The following is a 12860-nucleotide window of genomic DNA, read 5'->3' as shown; positions in this document are numbered from 1 at the left end:
GTCTACATTTCCTGCCCTCGTACCTCGGGCTGCCTGCGGCACCGGAAATCTAGAAGGCGCTCAACCCAAAGGCTGGGAAATAGTTCGATAGCTACTGCCTTTGCTATGCAACAAGTTTGAATTGTCCCCTTGAGGACAAGTGAGAACGAGAGTTCGAAACTTGCGAGCAAAGCTCAATAAGGGTGTAGTCTCCTGCAGACAATTCCCCTCCTGGGAGGGGCTGGGGTGGGTTTATACATGGTAGGGACAGGTCGCGACCTGTCCGCGCTATACCAGCTACTATGATACTTATACTTTAGCAAGCGTAACCACAGACTCCCCGCCTTAGACTAGCGAGAACGCGAGTTCGAAGGTAGCGAGCGCAGCTCTGAGGGTAAGAGGTGGTTGGACCCAGTGCAGCAGCCAGACACTTGCGGGACCTGCGGACACCGCGAGGTCTTTAAGTAAAGCCAAAAAGCGAGTTCGAATATGGCTCTGATGACTAGGTTGGCCCCGGCACTGCAAAGCTCTCCTCAAACAAAATAAACCCTGCTACAACAGCGGAGAAATCAGCTTAAATACCTTTTCCATGAGGTGGATGTATACTGGGCGTGCTTTCCAGGTGGCCGCGTCCAGCTTGGTGGCGTGTATCAGGTCCTGGAAAAAGGCCTGGCGGAGTTCTCCGGCAAAAGCGGTGTCGTAGACTACGGCGTTTACTTCAAAATTCAGGTCAAAGCTGCGGTAGTCCATGTTCGCGGTGCCCACCATCGACAGGTTACCGTCTACCACCAGGGTTTTGGCGTGAACGAAGCCTTTGCGGTACAGGTAAATCTGCACGCCCACGTCCAGCAGGCTCTCGAAATACGACCGGGCTGCCGTGTCCACGATAAAGGAATCGGAGTTTTCCGGAACGAGCAGTTTTACCGTTACGCCCCCCATGGCCGCAATCATCATGGCATCCAGTATACTTTCGCCGGGAATGAAGTAAGGCGTGGTAAGCAGGATTTCTTCCTTGGCGAGGGCAATTGCCTGCAGGATGGAGAACATGATGGTGGGCTTGGCGGAATCGGGGCCGCTTGACGCAATTTGTACCACGGTGTCGCCCTGTGTGCTCTCAGTTGGCAGGAAGTATTGTGTCTCCGGCTCCAGGTGGCGCTTGGATGAAAAATTCCAGTCGGTAAAGAACAGGTACTGCAGGTAAAAGGCGCCCGGCCCGTCGATGCGCAGGTGCGTGTCGCGCCAGTACGTTTTCTGCTTTTGGTCGGGGTAGTTGATGTAGCTGTCGCTGATGTTGATGCCGCCCACAAAGGCTGTTACGCCATCTACCACGATGATCTTGCGGTGGTTGCGGTAGTTGAGCCGGTTGGCCAGAAGCAGGATACGGACTTTATGGAACGGGTAAACTTCCACGCCGGCGTCCTGCAGCTCGCGCCTGAATTTCCGGCGGATGGGTCGGCTGCCAAAGTCATCATAAATTAAACGCACAATTACTCCCTCTCTTGCCTTTCGAATTAGCAGTTCTTTAAGCTTGTTGCCGATGTGGTCGTTCTCGATGATGTAGTATTCCAGGTGGATGTGGTGCCGGGCCTGCTCCAGGGCTTCGAACACTTCGGCAAACTTCTGCTCGCCGTTCAGCAGCAGCTTTACCTTGTTGCCTGCCGTTAAGGGGCTGAGGTTGTCCTTGACCAGCAAAAGCGCCAGGGGCCTGTACTGCTGTACCTCGGCAGGGCTCTCCCGGAAGTTTTGCCTGGAGTAGGAGATGATCTTCTGTTCGATCTCGTTCATTAGCTCCGCGTTCTGGATGAGCTTTTTAGAGTACAGGCTACGCTTGCGGTAGTTGATGCCAAACGAGAAATAGAACAGAATGCCGCCTATCGGTACAAAAATGACGAGCAGCAGGTATGCGAGCGTTTTAATGGAGGAGCGGGTGTCGTAAATAATGCGCAGGCAGACCAGAATAATTATGGCCAGGTAAAGTGTTTCTCCGATTAAAAGCCAGTTGATGTCAGAGAGCGCGCGTTGCATGTTAGGCGGCGTTTGGTTTTCGGTAGTGAGCAGGAAAGTTAGGCTTTTTATGCTGATGGGCAAATGTGGGGTTCTCTATACTTTCGTTGGCGCGATTTGTAGCTCTTTATACTTACTGATTTATACTTTTATACTTGGTTTATACTTTAAGGCTTTTCTGGCGCGAGCGCCCGCCTGTGCCTTTTTATACTTTGGCCCCTCTATCTGCTGGCGCGGGTTTGCAACCCAACTGGCTCGCAGAGCCATACTATACTTGCTGCTATACTTTATACTTTAGCTATACTTGCTAATTTATACTTTCTGCTTTCGCTGCCGCGAGCTTGCAGCTCGTGTCCCTTTATACTTTGGCTATACTTTCATAGCCACCGCTTCCCGCAACTTGACACAAGCTATCCTTCCTAGCGGCCGTTCATCCTCTAGTTCCCACACACCTAAAGTTGCACCTCCTGCTTTCCGCCCTCCTAGGCCGGGAGGCCTCGTTTTCCCGCTCGACGCTGTGTTCCCTCCTGCCCTCGTACCTCGGGCTGCCCTTACCGGGCACCGGATCTCACAAGGCGCCTCCCAGAAAAACTGGGTAGCTTTCGATAGCCACCTCCCTTGCTATGCAACAAGTATAGACTTTCTCCTTGAGGACAAGCGGGAACGGGAGTTCGAAGCTTGCGAGCAGCGCTCACAAGGGTGTAATCGTTAACAGAAATTCCCCGCCTTAGCCAAGGAGGGGTTAGGGGTGGTTGGACCCGGTACTGCCGAAACGCGGACCCAGGAAGTCCGCAGCAGCGGAAGTTCCGGACAGCCTTGCCCGGAATAGTGGTGTTACGGAAGATTATACTGTATTCAAAGTATATTTTCCCACCACTCCCTAGAAATAATCCATACTTTACCGTCTCCTGCCAAATCAACTTTTGCCGTTTTTGCATTTTTTCTCTAATTTAAAGGGGACGTTTACATGTTATACTTTTAAAGAGAGAAGGGGGGAAGCCATGACACAGCAAATCTGGAAATACGTATGGGTGACGCTGATCATCGTACTGGCCGTGCAAATGTGCAGCCAGCAGCAAATCATGACCGCAGGAGGCATTGCGGCTGCATCCGACACGAAAGCTAATGCACTGAAACCGGTCTTTACCTCGCCGCCAGTTCCGGCTGCGATGTCTTTCGCCGGGGAGCCGGTGCCGTTGGATGTGCCCGACGTGGCCGAGCGGCTGGACCGGGAACTGTTGGTGAACTCCCACCTGCACGCTACCACGCTGCTTGGCCTGAAACGCATGCAGCGCTATGTACCCGAAATTACCGCCTTGCTGAAGGAGAACGGCATTCCGGAGGATTTCATTTACCTGGCTCTGGCCGAGAGTTTGTTCGGGCACGTTACCTCACCAGCAGGGGCGGCGGGCTTTTGGCAACTGATGCCAGACACTGCCCGCGGCTACGGCCTGATTGTGAACGACGAGGTGGACGAGCGCTTTCATGCGCAGAAGGCTACACTGGCTGCCGTGCAATACCTGAAAAGGGCCAAAGAGCGCTTCGGCTCCTGGACCAATGCCGCCGCCTCGTATAATCGGGGTATGGCCGGCCTGGACCGTGCCCTGGAGCGGCAGGGGGTAAGCTCTTATTACGACCTCTACCTCAACGACGAAACCTCCCGCTACGTGTTCCGCATCCTGGCTTTAAAAGAGGTGTTGGGCAACCCGGGCAAGTATAACTTCGATTTGCCGGAAGAACGTGGTTACCAGCCGCTGCCTTCCCGCACGGTTAAAATCACCTCTACGCTGCTCGACCTGCCTGCCTACGCGCTGGAGCAAGGCACCAACTATAAAACCCTGCGCCTCTACAACCCCTGGATAAAAGGTTACAAACTGACCGTGTCGCAAGGAAGAGAATACGAGCTGCAACTGCCTCAGGAAGCCATGTAAGTATAGCTCCGGCGGGCGCCGCTTTTTGCCCTATCATGCCCATTAGCAGCGGGCCGCGCTACCAGTGTAGGGCGGCCTGCTGCGCTTTTTTTGCCCTGGGTACTTAAGCTTCTTTAAAAATAATGTGACTGATAATGAGTGTCTTATGTGGGCATAATGAAACTTTTGGTGCTATTCATGTGTATATACATTAAATGTACGTACATTTGTAATAGGTCAGCGATGATCTGCTAAACAGTTCAACTAAAAAACAAGACAATATTATGGCAAACGTAAGATGGGTAGCAGACCCGATGCACAGCGAAGTACAGTTTAAGGTAAAGCACCTGATGATCACGACCGTGACCGGTTATTTCAAGAGCTTTGAGGTAGAGGCGGTTACCCCCGACGACACGTTTAAAAGCGTCGAGAGCATTGTGTTCACCGCCGAAGTAGACTCCATCAGCACCAACAACGAGCAGCGCGACACGCACCTGAAGTCAGGCGACTTTTTTGATGCCGAGCAGCACCAGCAGGTTCGTTTCGAGGCCACTAACTATGAGAAGGTATCGGACGAGGACTATAAGCTGCATGGCAACCTGAGTATCCGCGGAGTTTCCAAGCCCGTAACGCTAAATGTGGAGTTCGGTGGCATTGTGGTAGACCCTTACGGACAGACAAAAGCCGGCTTTACGGTGGATGGCAAAATCAGCCGCAAGGAGTTTGGCCTGACCTGGAACGCGGTGACAGAAGCCGGCAGCGTGGTGGTGAGCGACGAGATTAAACTGCACGCCGAGATACAGCTGGTAAAGCAGGCATCTTAAGTAAGCCCAAACCTGTATAAGAAATACCAAAGGCCGTATACCTGAATAACTTAGGTACCGGCCTTTGCTTTTATATGAGTAAGTAACCGGGCACAGCTGGAAGTATAAAAAGGCATCGGTCATTCTGGAAGGAACCTGGTAGGTTAAGCTGATGCTGCCGGCCAACAAGATCCTTACAGGAGGACAGTAGCAATTGCATAAACTGATACCCTATAGCAATTTATACTTAATCTATACTTCTGCAGCCCCTTAAATCCTAACCTTATGGAAAACCGCATATTAGGCCTGCATCATATCACAGCGATAGCCGGCATGGCCAAGCAAAACCTTGATTTTTATACCAACGTGCTGGGCCTGCGCCTGCTCAAGAAAACCGTCAACTTCGACGACCCGGGCACCTACCATTTCTACTTCGGGGATGAGAAAGGCAGTGCGGGTACCATCCTTACCTTTTTCCCCCACGAGGGTGCCCGCCGGGGAAGCGCTGGTACCGGCATGGCCACCAACATTGCCTACGCCGTGCCCGAGGGTAGCTTCGATTTCTGGATAGAGCGCTTTGAGAAGTATAACGTTATCTACAACAAGCCTTCGGAGAAATTCGGGGAGAAATACCTGACCTTTCTGGACCCGGACGGGCTGAAGCTGGAGCTGGTGATCCCGAAAAACACGGACAACCGCACGCCCTGGGAGACAGACGAGGTGAAAGCCAACGTGGCCACCAAAGGCTTTCATGGGGTGACGCTGACGCTGCAAAATAAGGAGAAGACGGCCCAGGTGCTGACCGACATCTTCGGCTATACTTTCCGGGAGCAGAGCGGCAACCGCTACCGCTATGCCACCGACGCCGTGGACACGGCCAACATCATCGACCTGGTGGAACTGCCCAACGAAGCGCGTGGCTTAGGCGGCGCCGGCACCAATCACCACATCGCTTTCCGGGTGAAGAACGAGGAGGTGCTCATGCAGTTCCACGACAAGATTGCAGGGCTCGGCTACAACATCACCAACAAGAAAGACCGCAACTACTTCTATTCGCTCTACTTCCGCGAACCGGGTGGCGTGCTGTTCGAGATTGCGACTGACAACCCTGGTTTTGGCATTGACGAGCCATGGGATCAGTTAGGTACGCACCTAATGCTGCCACCGCAGTACGAGTCGCGCAGAGCAGAGCTAGAAGCCGTGCTTCCGAAACTGGATTAAAGGTTTTGTTCCCTGAGGCAGGGAGGAAGCAGTTGCAGACATGGGCGGTTCATACTCTGATTCTGCCTCATGTTTTCAACTTGTGGCTTATTAAGCTGTTGAGTTTTCAACTCATCTGGACCGGAGGCCCAACTATAGCTGGTCAGTTCTAACTCAAAGCGCTTATTTATGAGAGTAAAGTTGAAAATAGTAAAAGCTAGAGTCTCCCCTTGAGGGGAGTTGGAGGGGTGTTTACTTTTAGGGAAGATTTCTGCCACTGGCCTTACACCCCTGTGGTCCCCTCAAGGGGACAGTTTCCAGTAGAACTTAGCAGCCCTGCCTCCTCGGAGGGGCTAGGGGAGGGTTCATTGCAACTAGTGTTACAAAGTATAAAAGTATGAACATGGAAGCATTTGCCATTACGCGCGTATACGCCGACGAGAACGGCGACAGCCGCTTCGAGGATCTGACGAGGCCCCTGAATCCGGAAGGGGAGATCGGGTTTTTGTCAGATCCGGAGGAGGTGGAAAGCATCATCTTCCGGAAAGTGGTGCCCACCTACGATTACGACTTTCATACGGCACCGGCCCGGCAATACCTCTTTCTGCTGGACGGCGGCATAGAGATAGAGACGTCGCTGGGCGAGAAGCGCAGCTTTAAGACGGGGCAGGTGCTGCTGCTGGAGGACACCACCGGCAAAGGGCACAAAACCCGCAACCTGCAAGCAGCCGTTCGCAGCTCTGTCTTCGTTACACTCAGGTAAGGCTTTCAACTCTAAAGTATAGTAATTATGTACACACATCAGAAAGATATTAAAACGAAGGGCAAACCGCTGACAGAAGCCAAAAAAGCGCTGATACTGGTGCACGGCCGGGGCGCCACCGCCGAAAGTATACTTGGCCTGGCAGACCACCTGCCGGTGCAGGACTTCAGCCTTCTGGCCCCGCAGGCCACCAACCACAGCTGGTACCCTTACAGCTTTATGGCCCCCGAGGAGCAGAACCAACCCGCCCTGGACTCGGCCCTGGAGCAGTTGGACGGGCTGGTGAAAAGTATAGAAGCCGAAGGCGTTAAAAGCGAGGATATATACTTTGCCGGTTTCTCGCAAGGGGCCTGCCTTACCTCGGAGTATGCCGCGCGCCACGCTAAAAAGTATGGCGGCCTGCTCATTTTTACCGGCGGCCTGATAGGGCAGCGCCTGGAGGAGAGCAGGTATAAAGGTGACTTTGCCGGCACCCCCGTGCTCATTACCACCGGCGACCCGGACCCGCACGTGCCGGTGAGCAGGGTGGAGGAAACCGTGGCCGTGCTGGAGAAGCTTGGCGCCAAGGTAACGAAGAAAATATACCCGGGGCGCCCGCACACCATCCTGCAGGAAGAACTGGACCTGGCCGCCGGTATACTTAGGGCATAAAACGAAAGGAATTGCTATGGACGTGGAAGTGAAAGACAACCCCGCCCGCCACCGCTATGAGGCAACCGTGGAGGGGAAAACCGCCTTTATAGAGTACAAGCTGCTGCCCTGCGTGATGAAGGTGCTGCACACGGAGGTGCCCAAAGAGCTGGAAGGCCGCGGCCTGGCCCGCACCATGACGCAGTTCGCCTTAAAGCATATTGAGGAGCACAACCTGCAGCTCGTGCCGCTGTGCCCTTACATGCGATCTTTTCTCAAGAAAAACCCTGAGTACCAGCGGTTGGTAAAACAGAGCTGAAGTATAAAGTATAGAAACGGATCAGGTTGAACGTATGCCCTTTCAGGTAGATTTTAAAGGTGAGAAAGCGGTTCCCGTAAAAGAGGGACAAACGATACTGGACGCGTCGCTGGCTGCCGGTATACCGCACTACCATGCCTGCGGCGGAAAGGGCCTGTGCACCACCTGCCGCATCATGGTGCTGAAAGGGGAGGAGCAGCTAAGTCCGCTCTCCAGCTTCGAGCGCACCATCAAAAAAGTAAGGGATTTCCCGGACAACGTGCGGCTGGCCTGCCAGGCGTACGTCAGGGGGGAGGGCCTGCAGGTGCAGCGCCTTATCCGCGACGAAACCGACCGCTACATCTTCATCAACAACAAGGAGGAAAGCAACACGCGTGTTACCGGCGAGCGGCGCAAGCTGGCCCTTTTCTTTATTGATATCCGCAGCTTCACGCCGTTTATAGAAACCCACCTGCCTTTTGATGTAATTCATATCATGCGCCGTGTCTTCGCGCTTTTCCGCAACGCCATCACGCAGTACCAGGGAGAGATCATCGACACGGCGGGGGATGGCCTGTACGCGGTTTTCGGCCTGAACACCACCATCAAAAAGGCCACCGAGGGGGCGGTGCTGGCCGGCCTGAAGATTCTGGACGACATCAGGATTTTCAATAACACCTACATGCGGCCATACTTTCAGCATTCGTTTGAAGTGGGCATTGGCGTGCATGTGGGGCAGGTGGTGGTGGGGAACGTGGGCATCGGGCTAAGCAACAACCTGACCGTGATGGGCTACCCGGTGAACATTGCCGCTCGCCTGCAGGCCGCCACCAAGGAAATGAACAACAGTTTCGTGATCTCGGAGAGGGCCTATAAGTTGCTTAAAAACCCGCCATACTCCCACGGCTGCGCCCACCTGCAGCTGAAGGGCGTGAGTAACTCCTACGAGGTACAGCTAATCGGCAAGCCCTACGAAGCCATCCCGAAGTACACCAGGCCCAAAATTACGTAGCCTTTTTCTGCTCGCGCACCTGCTTCAGGGCCGTTCCCCAACTTACCAGCTGGTCCAGCAGGCTGTTCAGTTTTTTCTCGTGGAAGGCGGCAGGCTTAAACACGCTGTAGTTCTCGAAATCAGTGAAAAGCGACAGGGCCACTTGTTCCCGCACATCGGCCATCTGCAGCTCGGCCACCGTTGCCCGCAGGTGCTCCACCGATCTGGCGCCGCCTGTGTTGCCATAGGCCACAAACCCGCAGGCCTTGTTGTTCCACTCTTTGTACAGAAAATCCAACGCGTTTTTAAGGGCGGCCGGCACCCCGTGGTTATACTCTGCGGTCACAAACACGAAGGCATCAAAGGGCTCAATCAGGGCCGACCAGTCCTTGGTGTGCTGCTTGGTATACTTTTGCATGGCCGGCGAGTGGGGTTCATCCAGCAGCGGCAGGTTTACTTCCTGCAGGTCTATCAGTTCATAGGTAGCGTCGGTGCGCTGCTTGGCTATCTCATATACCCATTTGCCAACGGCTTCCCCGTTCCGGCCCGGCCGCGTACTGCCGATGATTACTGCTACTTTTATCATGATGGTTGTGTTTAGGTGATTTATAATAAGATTTTAAGTTGTGGCAAGTATAAAGTTCAGGTTGCGATTAACCTCACTTCTAACCTCACCCAAGAGGGGAATTTCTGCAACTGTAATTCGATTCCCCTCCCTGGAGTAGGGCTGTTTCATTCTACTCACAGGTCCTTCAAACTATTTGTCATTCTGTTAAGAAACTTGGTAGAAGGGAGGTTAAGCTTCTGCTTTTTGCTACCAAGATCCTTTCAGGATGACAAAATGATGAGAAGGAATCAGCCCTGCTAACTCGAGTGGGCAGGGGCGGGTTCGGTGCAACGGTGGTGATAAAGTATAAACCCGCCGCTTACTTCTCTACCGCATCTATCTTTGCCGCCACAATAAAGTCGTTTTCCGACAGGCCGCCGATGGCATGGGTATACAGCTCAATGACCACCTTGCCCCAAGAAATGTGCAGGTCAGGGTGGTGGCCTTCTTCCTCGGCGATAGCGGCTACCTGGTTGGCGAAGGCCATGGCCGATTTAAAGTCCGGAAACGTGAACGTGCGTCGCAGCATTTTCTCATCCACCACATCCCACTTGCTCTTCAACTGGCAGGTATAATTCTCTATTTCAGCACCTTCAATGGCAGGTACGCCGCCTTCGCACGGCACGCATTTTTTCTCTGTAAGTGTCATTTTCATCTGGTTTATGGATGTATGATTTTCTTTACGCTAATGCCGGCTATTTTATACTTTTCCAGGTCGGTTGTATCTACTTATCGACTCCCTTTTTTGCTGATAAAACTGATATGCCCGTCCGCCTCCACATAGGCAAACTTGACGTCCTTGATATCTTCTATACCCTCTCTGCGGAGATGCTCCAGCAACTCCTCTTCGGTCAAAAACTCGCGGCGCATGTTGCGGCGGAGCAACCTGCCATCCCGGACTACCTGCAGCGGCGGGGACGACACGAGCTTTTCTACAAACGGAATATAGTAGCTCAGGGAGTTGAGGGTAAAGTTCCAGGCAATCAGCGTCAGAATTACAATGAAGCCCTCCGTAATAGACGAGTAGCCGCCAAGGGAGTGTGTCGTGGCCTCCGCAATCAGCACGATAAAAAGCAGGTCCATCGTAGCCATTTCGCCACCCGTACGGCGTGGCATGACGCGAAGCAGGAGCAAGATGCCCAGGTATAAAACCGATCCCCTTAGCACCAGTTCTGCAACCGGTACCTCTATTTTTAAAAGCTCAGAGAGATTAATATTCAGTATGTCCATGTTCTGGTTAGCCGCTTGGGTAGTGCCGCAGCCTATGGCACTACTGCTGGCGGCTTTCTGGTGTTTTCTTTCGACTGCACCCGCAGCAGGTGCAGTCTGCCCTATGTACGGAGGCGACGTAAATCAGATTCCATACTTCCCTGGTTGTGGTAGCGCAGCGGCAGGAGTAGGGTTTATACTTTGAATAGCGCGAAGTATACTAAAACCTGGGGTGCGCTTAATCCCTGCCAAACGAGGAATAAATTATCCGTACCCGCGCCAGCAAGTGGAAAAAGAGGGGCCCCGCCACCAGAGGTTAAGCCCTTGCTTATTGCCACCAAGATCCTTTCAGGATGACAAAGTAGAGAGGGTGGAGCGATACTCAGTGGAGTAGGGCAGGTTTATACTTTTAATAGCACAAAGTATACTATATAGCAAAACAATTATCCTTGAGCACTAGGTGATTTTCACCGCTAATGACTACATTACTAAAGGATTGGTGAATTTTTAACCCTGATACCCGGTAGCAAAAGCATGTCGAAAGCCTTAGAGAAAAACAGCAGCCACATAAAGGTCGGGCTATACGCGGCCGTAGTGGTTTTCCTGACCTACACCATGATCTTCGGCTTCCGGAAGTCGTTTACGGTGGCCACATTCGACGGGCTCGAGATAGCCGGCTATAGCTATAAAACACTGCTGGTTATCAGCCAGGTGCTGGGTTACCTGCTGGCCAAGTTCTACGGCATCAAGTATATTTCAGAGCTGAGGCGAACCGGAAGGGGAGGCGTGATTCTTATCCTGACCGGTATCTCCTGGCTAAGCTGGCTGTTTTTTGCCCTGGTGCCGCCGCCTTACAACATTGCTTTTCTCTTCATCAACGGTTTTCCGCTGGGCATGCTCTGGGGAGTCGTTTTCTCCTATGTGGAGGGCCGCAGAAGCACCGATTTCATTGGGGCCACCTTAGCGGTCAGTTTCATCTTCGCCTCCGGTTTTGTGAAGTCGGTGGGAGCCTGGCTGATGGTGCAGTTTGGGGTATCGGAGTTCTGGGTGCCGTTTTATACTGGCCTGGTGTTCGCGCTGCCGCTCCTGCTTTTTGTATTTCTGATGGAGCAAATCCCGCCGCCAAGTCAAGAAGACATCCAGCACAGGGCCGCCCGAACCGTCATGACCGAAGCAGACAGGAAAGGCTTCGTGAAAGAGTTTTTTGCCGGCATTGTGGCCTGTGTGCTCATCTACTGCTTTGCAACCATCTTCCGGGACATCCGCGATAATTTCAGCGCCGAAATGTGGAAAGAGCTGGGGTATTTCGATCAGCCGGCCATTTTCTCGAAAACTGAAACGCCCATCACGCTCATCATTTTGGTGTTGATCGGCAGCATGGTGCTCATCAAAAACAATTACAAAGCACTGCAAACGGCGCATGTTTTTATACTGATAGGATTTACGATTGCCGGCGTGTCCACTTTACTCTTTACCGCTGCATCCATTACGCCCATCTGGTGGATGATGCTGGTGGGACTCGGCTTATACATGGTTTACATCCCTTTCAACGCCGTGTTCTTCGACCGCCTCATTTCTACTTTTAAATTTACCGGAAACGTTGGCTTTCTGATTTACCTGGCGGACTCTTTCGGGTATGTGGGCAGCGTAGGGGTGTTGTTCAGCAAAGAGATCTTCCGGGTGCAGTTAAACTGGGTCACCTTCTTCTCCAACAGTGTGGTGGGCCTCTCGGCCGTAGGTATACTGCTGACCGTTTTCTCTATGGTTTATTTCGGGAGGAAGTATGAAAGGCACAAAATCAACCCTGTGAGCACTGCCAAAGTGGTGCAAGTATAAGTATAGGCATGAAAAAATACGAGACAGCCGAGCTTAGAGTGGATGATGCCGGTATAGCCCTTCTCAGAAGCAGGTATGCTTACAGAAAGTTCTCCTACGACGAAATTGCTGAGCTGCAGATTCGTAGAGGCAGCCTGGTGAACAACCCTGTCGCTGTTGGTGTCATGGGTGTTGGATTAATTGCGGCGGGGTTCTACATAGCCAATATGTTCAGTCCTCTGAATGTCATGGATGCCCAATTGGGCTTCAGGGGAGGTAAGGCTTTAGGATACCTCATCTTTCTGGTTTTCGGGCTTCTGTGTTTCGGAGGGATATTACTTTACAAATCGGTGCAAAGGGATTTTGTTCTTGTAATCAGGGCTGAGGCTTTTAAGAAGTCTTACCCCCTGACGGAGCTAAGGAGAAACGGGGAGCTTGATAACTTCCTGTTAGCTTTGCAGGAAAAGGCAGGGGACAAGCTTACTCTACTGACAAGGGAACTGATATTAAAGTAACCTCAACAAAACCATACTTTAGAGGTTGCTACGCCACGGCAAAGTATAAGTATAAGTATAAGTATAAGTATAAGTATAAGTATAAGTATAAGTATAAGTATAAGTATAAGTATAAGTATAAGTATAAGTATAAGTA

Annotated in this window: 14 protein-coding genes; 10 read left to right on the top strand and 4 right to left on the bottom strand. The window is 52.3% G+C overall.

Annotated features, from left to right (window positions below):
* Positions 1-531: 531 nt before the first annotated feature.
* On the bottom strand, positions 532-2004 hold the full coding sequence (cls, locus tag C8N40_RS19460; RefSeq protein ID WP_211318150.1) for a cardiolipin synthase: 1473 nt from the start codon (positions 2002-2004) through the stop codon (positions 532-534).
* Between the two features lie 49 nt (positions 2005-2053).
* On the opposite strand from cls, the gene C8N40_RS22485 reads away from it, so the two are divergent.
* The 8 genes from C8N40_RS22485 (at position 2054) to C8N40_RS19425 (ending at position 8599) form a co-directional block, all read left to right on the top strand.
* Positions 2054-2281, top strand: coding sequence for a hypothetical protein (locus tag C8N40_RS22485; protein WP_146173607.1), 228 nt, complete (start codon positions 2054-2056; stop codon positions 2279-2281).
* A gap of 703 nt (positions 2282-2984) precedes the next feature.
* Positions 2985-3914: a lytic transglycosylase domain-containing protein gene (locus tag C8N40_RS19455; protein WP_108213487.1), complete on the top strand. Its 930-nt coding sequence runs from the start codon at positions 2985-2987 to the stop codon at positions 3912-3914.
* Between the two features lie 263 nt (positions 3915-4177).
* Positions 4178-4717, top strand: coding sequence for a YceI family protein (locus C8N40_RS19450; RefSeq protein ID WP_108213486.1), 540 nt, complete (start codon positions 4178-4180; stop codon positions 4715-4717).
* 264 nt (positions 4718-4981) lie between these two features.
* Positions 4982-5917 (top strand): ring-cleaving dioxygenase, encoded by a 936-nt coding sequence (locus C8N40_RS19445; RefSeq protein WP_108213485.1) that lies wholly within the window; start codon positions 4982-4984, stop codon positions 5915-5917.
* 376 nt (positions 5918-6293) lie between these two features.
* Entirely contained in the window at positions 6294-6659 is a 366-nt protein-coding gene (locus tag C8N40_RS19440) for a cupin domain-containing protein (protein WP_245905191.1), read from the top strand.
* Between the two features lie 27 nt (positions 6660-6686).
* Complete coding sequence (locus C8N40_RS19435) at positions 6687-7310, top strand: alpha/beta hydrolase (RefSeq protein ID WP_108213484.1); 624 nt, start codon at positions 6687-6689, stop codon at positions 7308-7310.
* Positions 7311-7326: 16 nt separating this feature from the next.
* The gene (locus tag C8N40_RS19430) at positions 7327-7608 is read left to right on the top strand and encodes a GNAT family N-acetyltransferase (RefSeq protein WP_108213483.1); all 282 of its coding nucleotides are present in this window, start codon (positions 7327-7329) and stop codon (positions 7606-7608) included.
* Between the two features lie 34 nt (positions 7609-7642).
* Positions 7643-8599 carry an adenylate/guanylate cyclase domain-containing protein gene (locus C8N40_RS19425; protein WP_108213482.1) on the top strand — a complete coding sequence of 319 codons (957 nt, stop codon included), beginning with the start codon at positions 7643-7645 and terminating at the stop codon, positions 8597-8599.
* On the opposite strand, the gene C8N40_RS19420 is transcribed toward C8N40_RS19425, so the two are convergent.
* The 3 genes from C8N40_RS19420 to C8N40_RS19410 all read right to left on the bottom strand — a co-directional run bounded on the left by C8N40_RS19420 (position 8592) and on the right by C8N40_RS19410 (position 10415).
* Positions 8592-9164, bottom strand: coding sequence for an NADPH-dependent FMN reductase (locus C8N40_RS19420; protein WP_108213481.1), 573 nt, complete (start codon positions 9162-9164; stop codon positions 8592-8594). The two genes, C8N40_RS19425 and C8N40_RS19420, sit on opposite strands and share 8 nt — an antisense overlap.
* A gap of 340 nt (positions 9165-9504) precedes the next feature.
* Entirely contained in the window at positions 9505-9840 is a 336-nt protein-coding gene (locus tag C8N40_RS19415; protein WP_245905190.1) for a 4a-hydroxytetrahydrobiopterin dehydratase, read from the bottom strand.
* A gap of 74 nt (positions 9841-9914) precedes the next feature.
* The gene (locus C8N40_RS19410) at positions 9915-10415 is read right to left on the bottom strand and encodes a DUF421 domain-containing protein (protein WP_108213480.1); all 501 of its coding nucleotides are present in this window, start codon (positions 10413-10415) and stop codon (positions 9915-9917) included.
* 513 nt (positions 10416-10928) lie between these two features.
* Here C8N40_RS19410 and C8N40_RS19400 point away from each other — a divergent pair.
* Entirely contained in the window at positions 10929-12230 is a 1302-nt protein-coding gene (locus tag C8N40_RS19400; protein ID WP_108213478.1) for a DUF5690 family protein, read from the top strand.
* Between the two features lie 8 nt (positions 12231-12238).
* On the top strand, positions 12239-12724 hold the full coding sequence (locus tag C8N40_RS19395) for a hypothetical protein (RefSeq protein WP_108213477.1): 486 nt from the start codon (positions 12239-12241) through the stop codon (positions 12722-12724).
* Positions 12725-12860: the final 136 nt, after the last annotated feature.

The sequence above is a fragment of the Pontibacter mucosus genome (assembly GCF_003054055.1).
GTDB classification, from domain to species: Bacteria; Bacteroidota; Bacteroidia; order Cytophagales; family Hymenobacteraceae; genus Pontibacter; species Pontibacter mucosus.
Note: the sequence above shows the minus strand (reverse complement) of the source record. Positions and strands in the feature narration are given on the sequence as shown.

Bases quoted from the DNA above. Each gene is read 5' to 3' on its own strand.
- cls (WP_211318150.1), bottom strand. From the start codon at position 2,004: ATGCAACGCGCGCTCTCTGACATCAACTGGCTTTTAATCGGAGAAACA.
- C8N40_RS22485 (WP_146173607.1), top strand. From the start codon at position 2,054: ATGCTGATGGGCAAATGTGGGGTTCTCTATACTTTCGTTGGCGCGATT.
- C8N40_RS19455 (WP_108213487.1), top strand. From the start codon at position 2,985: ATGACACAGCAAATCTGGAAATACGTATGGGTGACGCTGATCATCGTA.
- C8N40_RS19450 (WP_108213486.1), top strand. From the start codon at position 4,178: ATGGCAAACGTAAGATGGGTAGCAGACCCGATGCACAGCGAAGTACAG.
- C8N40_RS19445 (WP_108213485.1), top strand. From the start codon at position 4,982: ATGGAAAACCGCATATTAGGCCTGCATCATATCACAGCGATAGCCGGC.
- C8N40_RS19440 (WP_245905191.1), top strand. From the start codon at position 6,294: ATGAACATGGAAGCATTTGCCATTACGCGCGTATACGCCGACGAGAAC.
- C8N40_RS19435 (WP_108213484.1), top strand. From the start codon at position 6,687: ATGTACACACATCAGAAAGATATTAAAACGAAGGGCAAACCGCTGACA.
- C8N40_RS19430 (WP_108213483.1), top strand. From the start codon at position 7,327: ATGGACGTGGAAGTGAAAGACAACCCCGCCCGCCACCGCTATGAGGCA.
- C8N40_RS19425 (WP_108213482.1), top strand. From the start codon at position 7,643: ATGCCCTTTCAGGTAGATTTTAAAGGTGAGAAAGCGGTTCCCGTAAAA.
- C8N40_RS19420 (WP_108213481.1), bottom strand. From the start codon at position 9,164: ATGATAAAAGTAGCAGTAATCATCGGCAGTACGCGGCCGGGCCGGAAC.
- C8N40_RS19415 (WP_245905190.1), bottom strand. From the start codon at position 9,840: ATGAAAATGACACTTACAGAGAAAAAATGCGTGCCGTGCGAAGGCGGC.
- C8N40_RS19410 (WP_108213480.1), bottom strand. From the start codon at position 10,415: ATGGACATACTGAATATTAATCTCTCTGAGCTTTTAAAAATAGAGGTA.
- C8N40_RS19400 (WP_108213478.1), top strand. From the start codon at position 10,929: ATGTCGAAAGCCTTAGAGAAAAACAGCAGCCACATAAAGGTCGGGCTA.
- C8N40_RS19395 (WP_108213477.1), top strand. From the start codon at position 12,239: ATGAAAAAATACGAGACAGCCGAGCTTAGAGTGGATGATGCCGGTATA.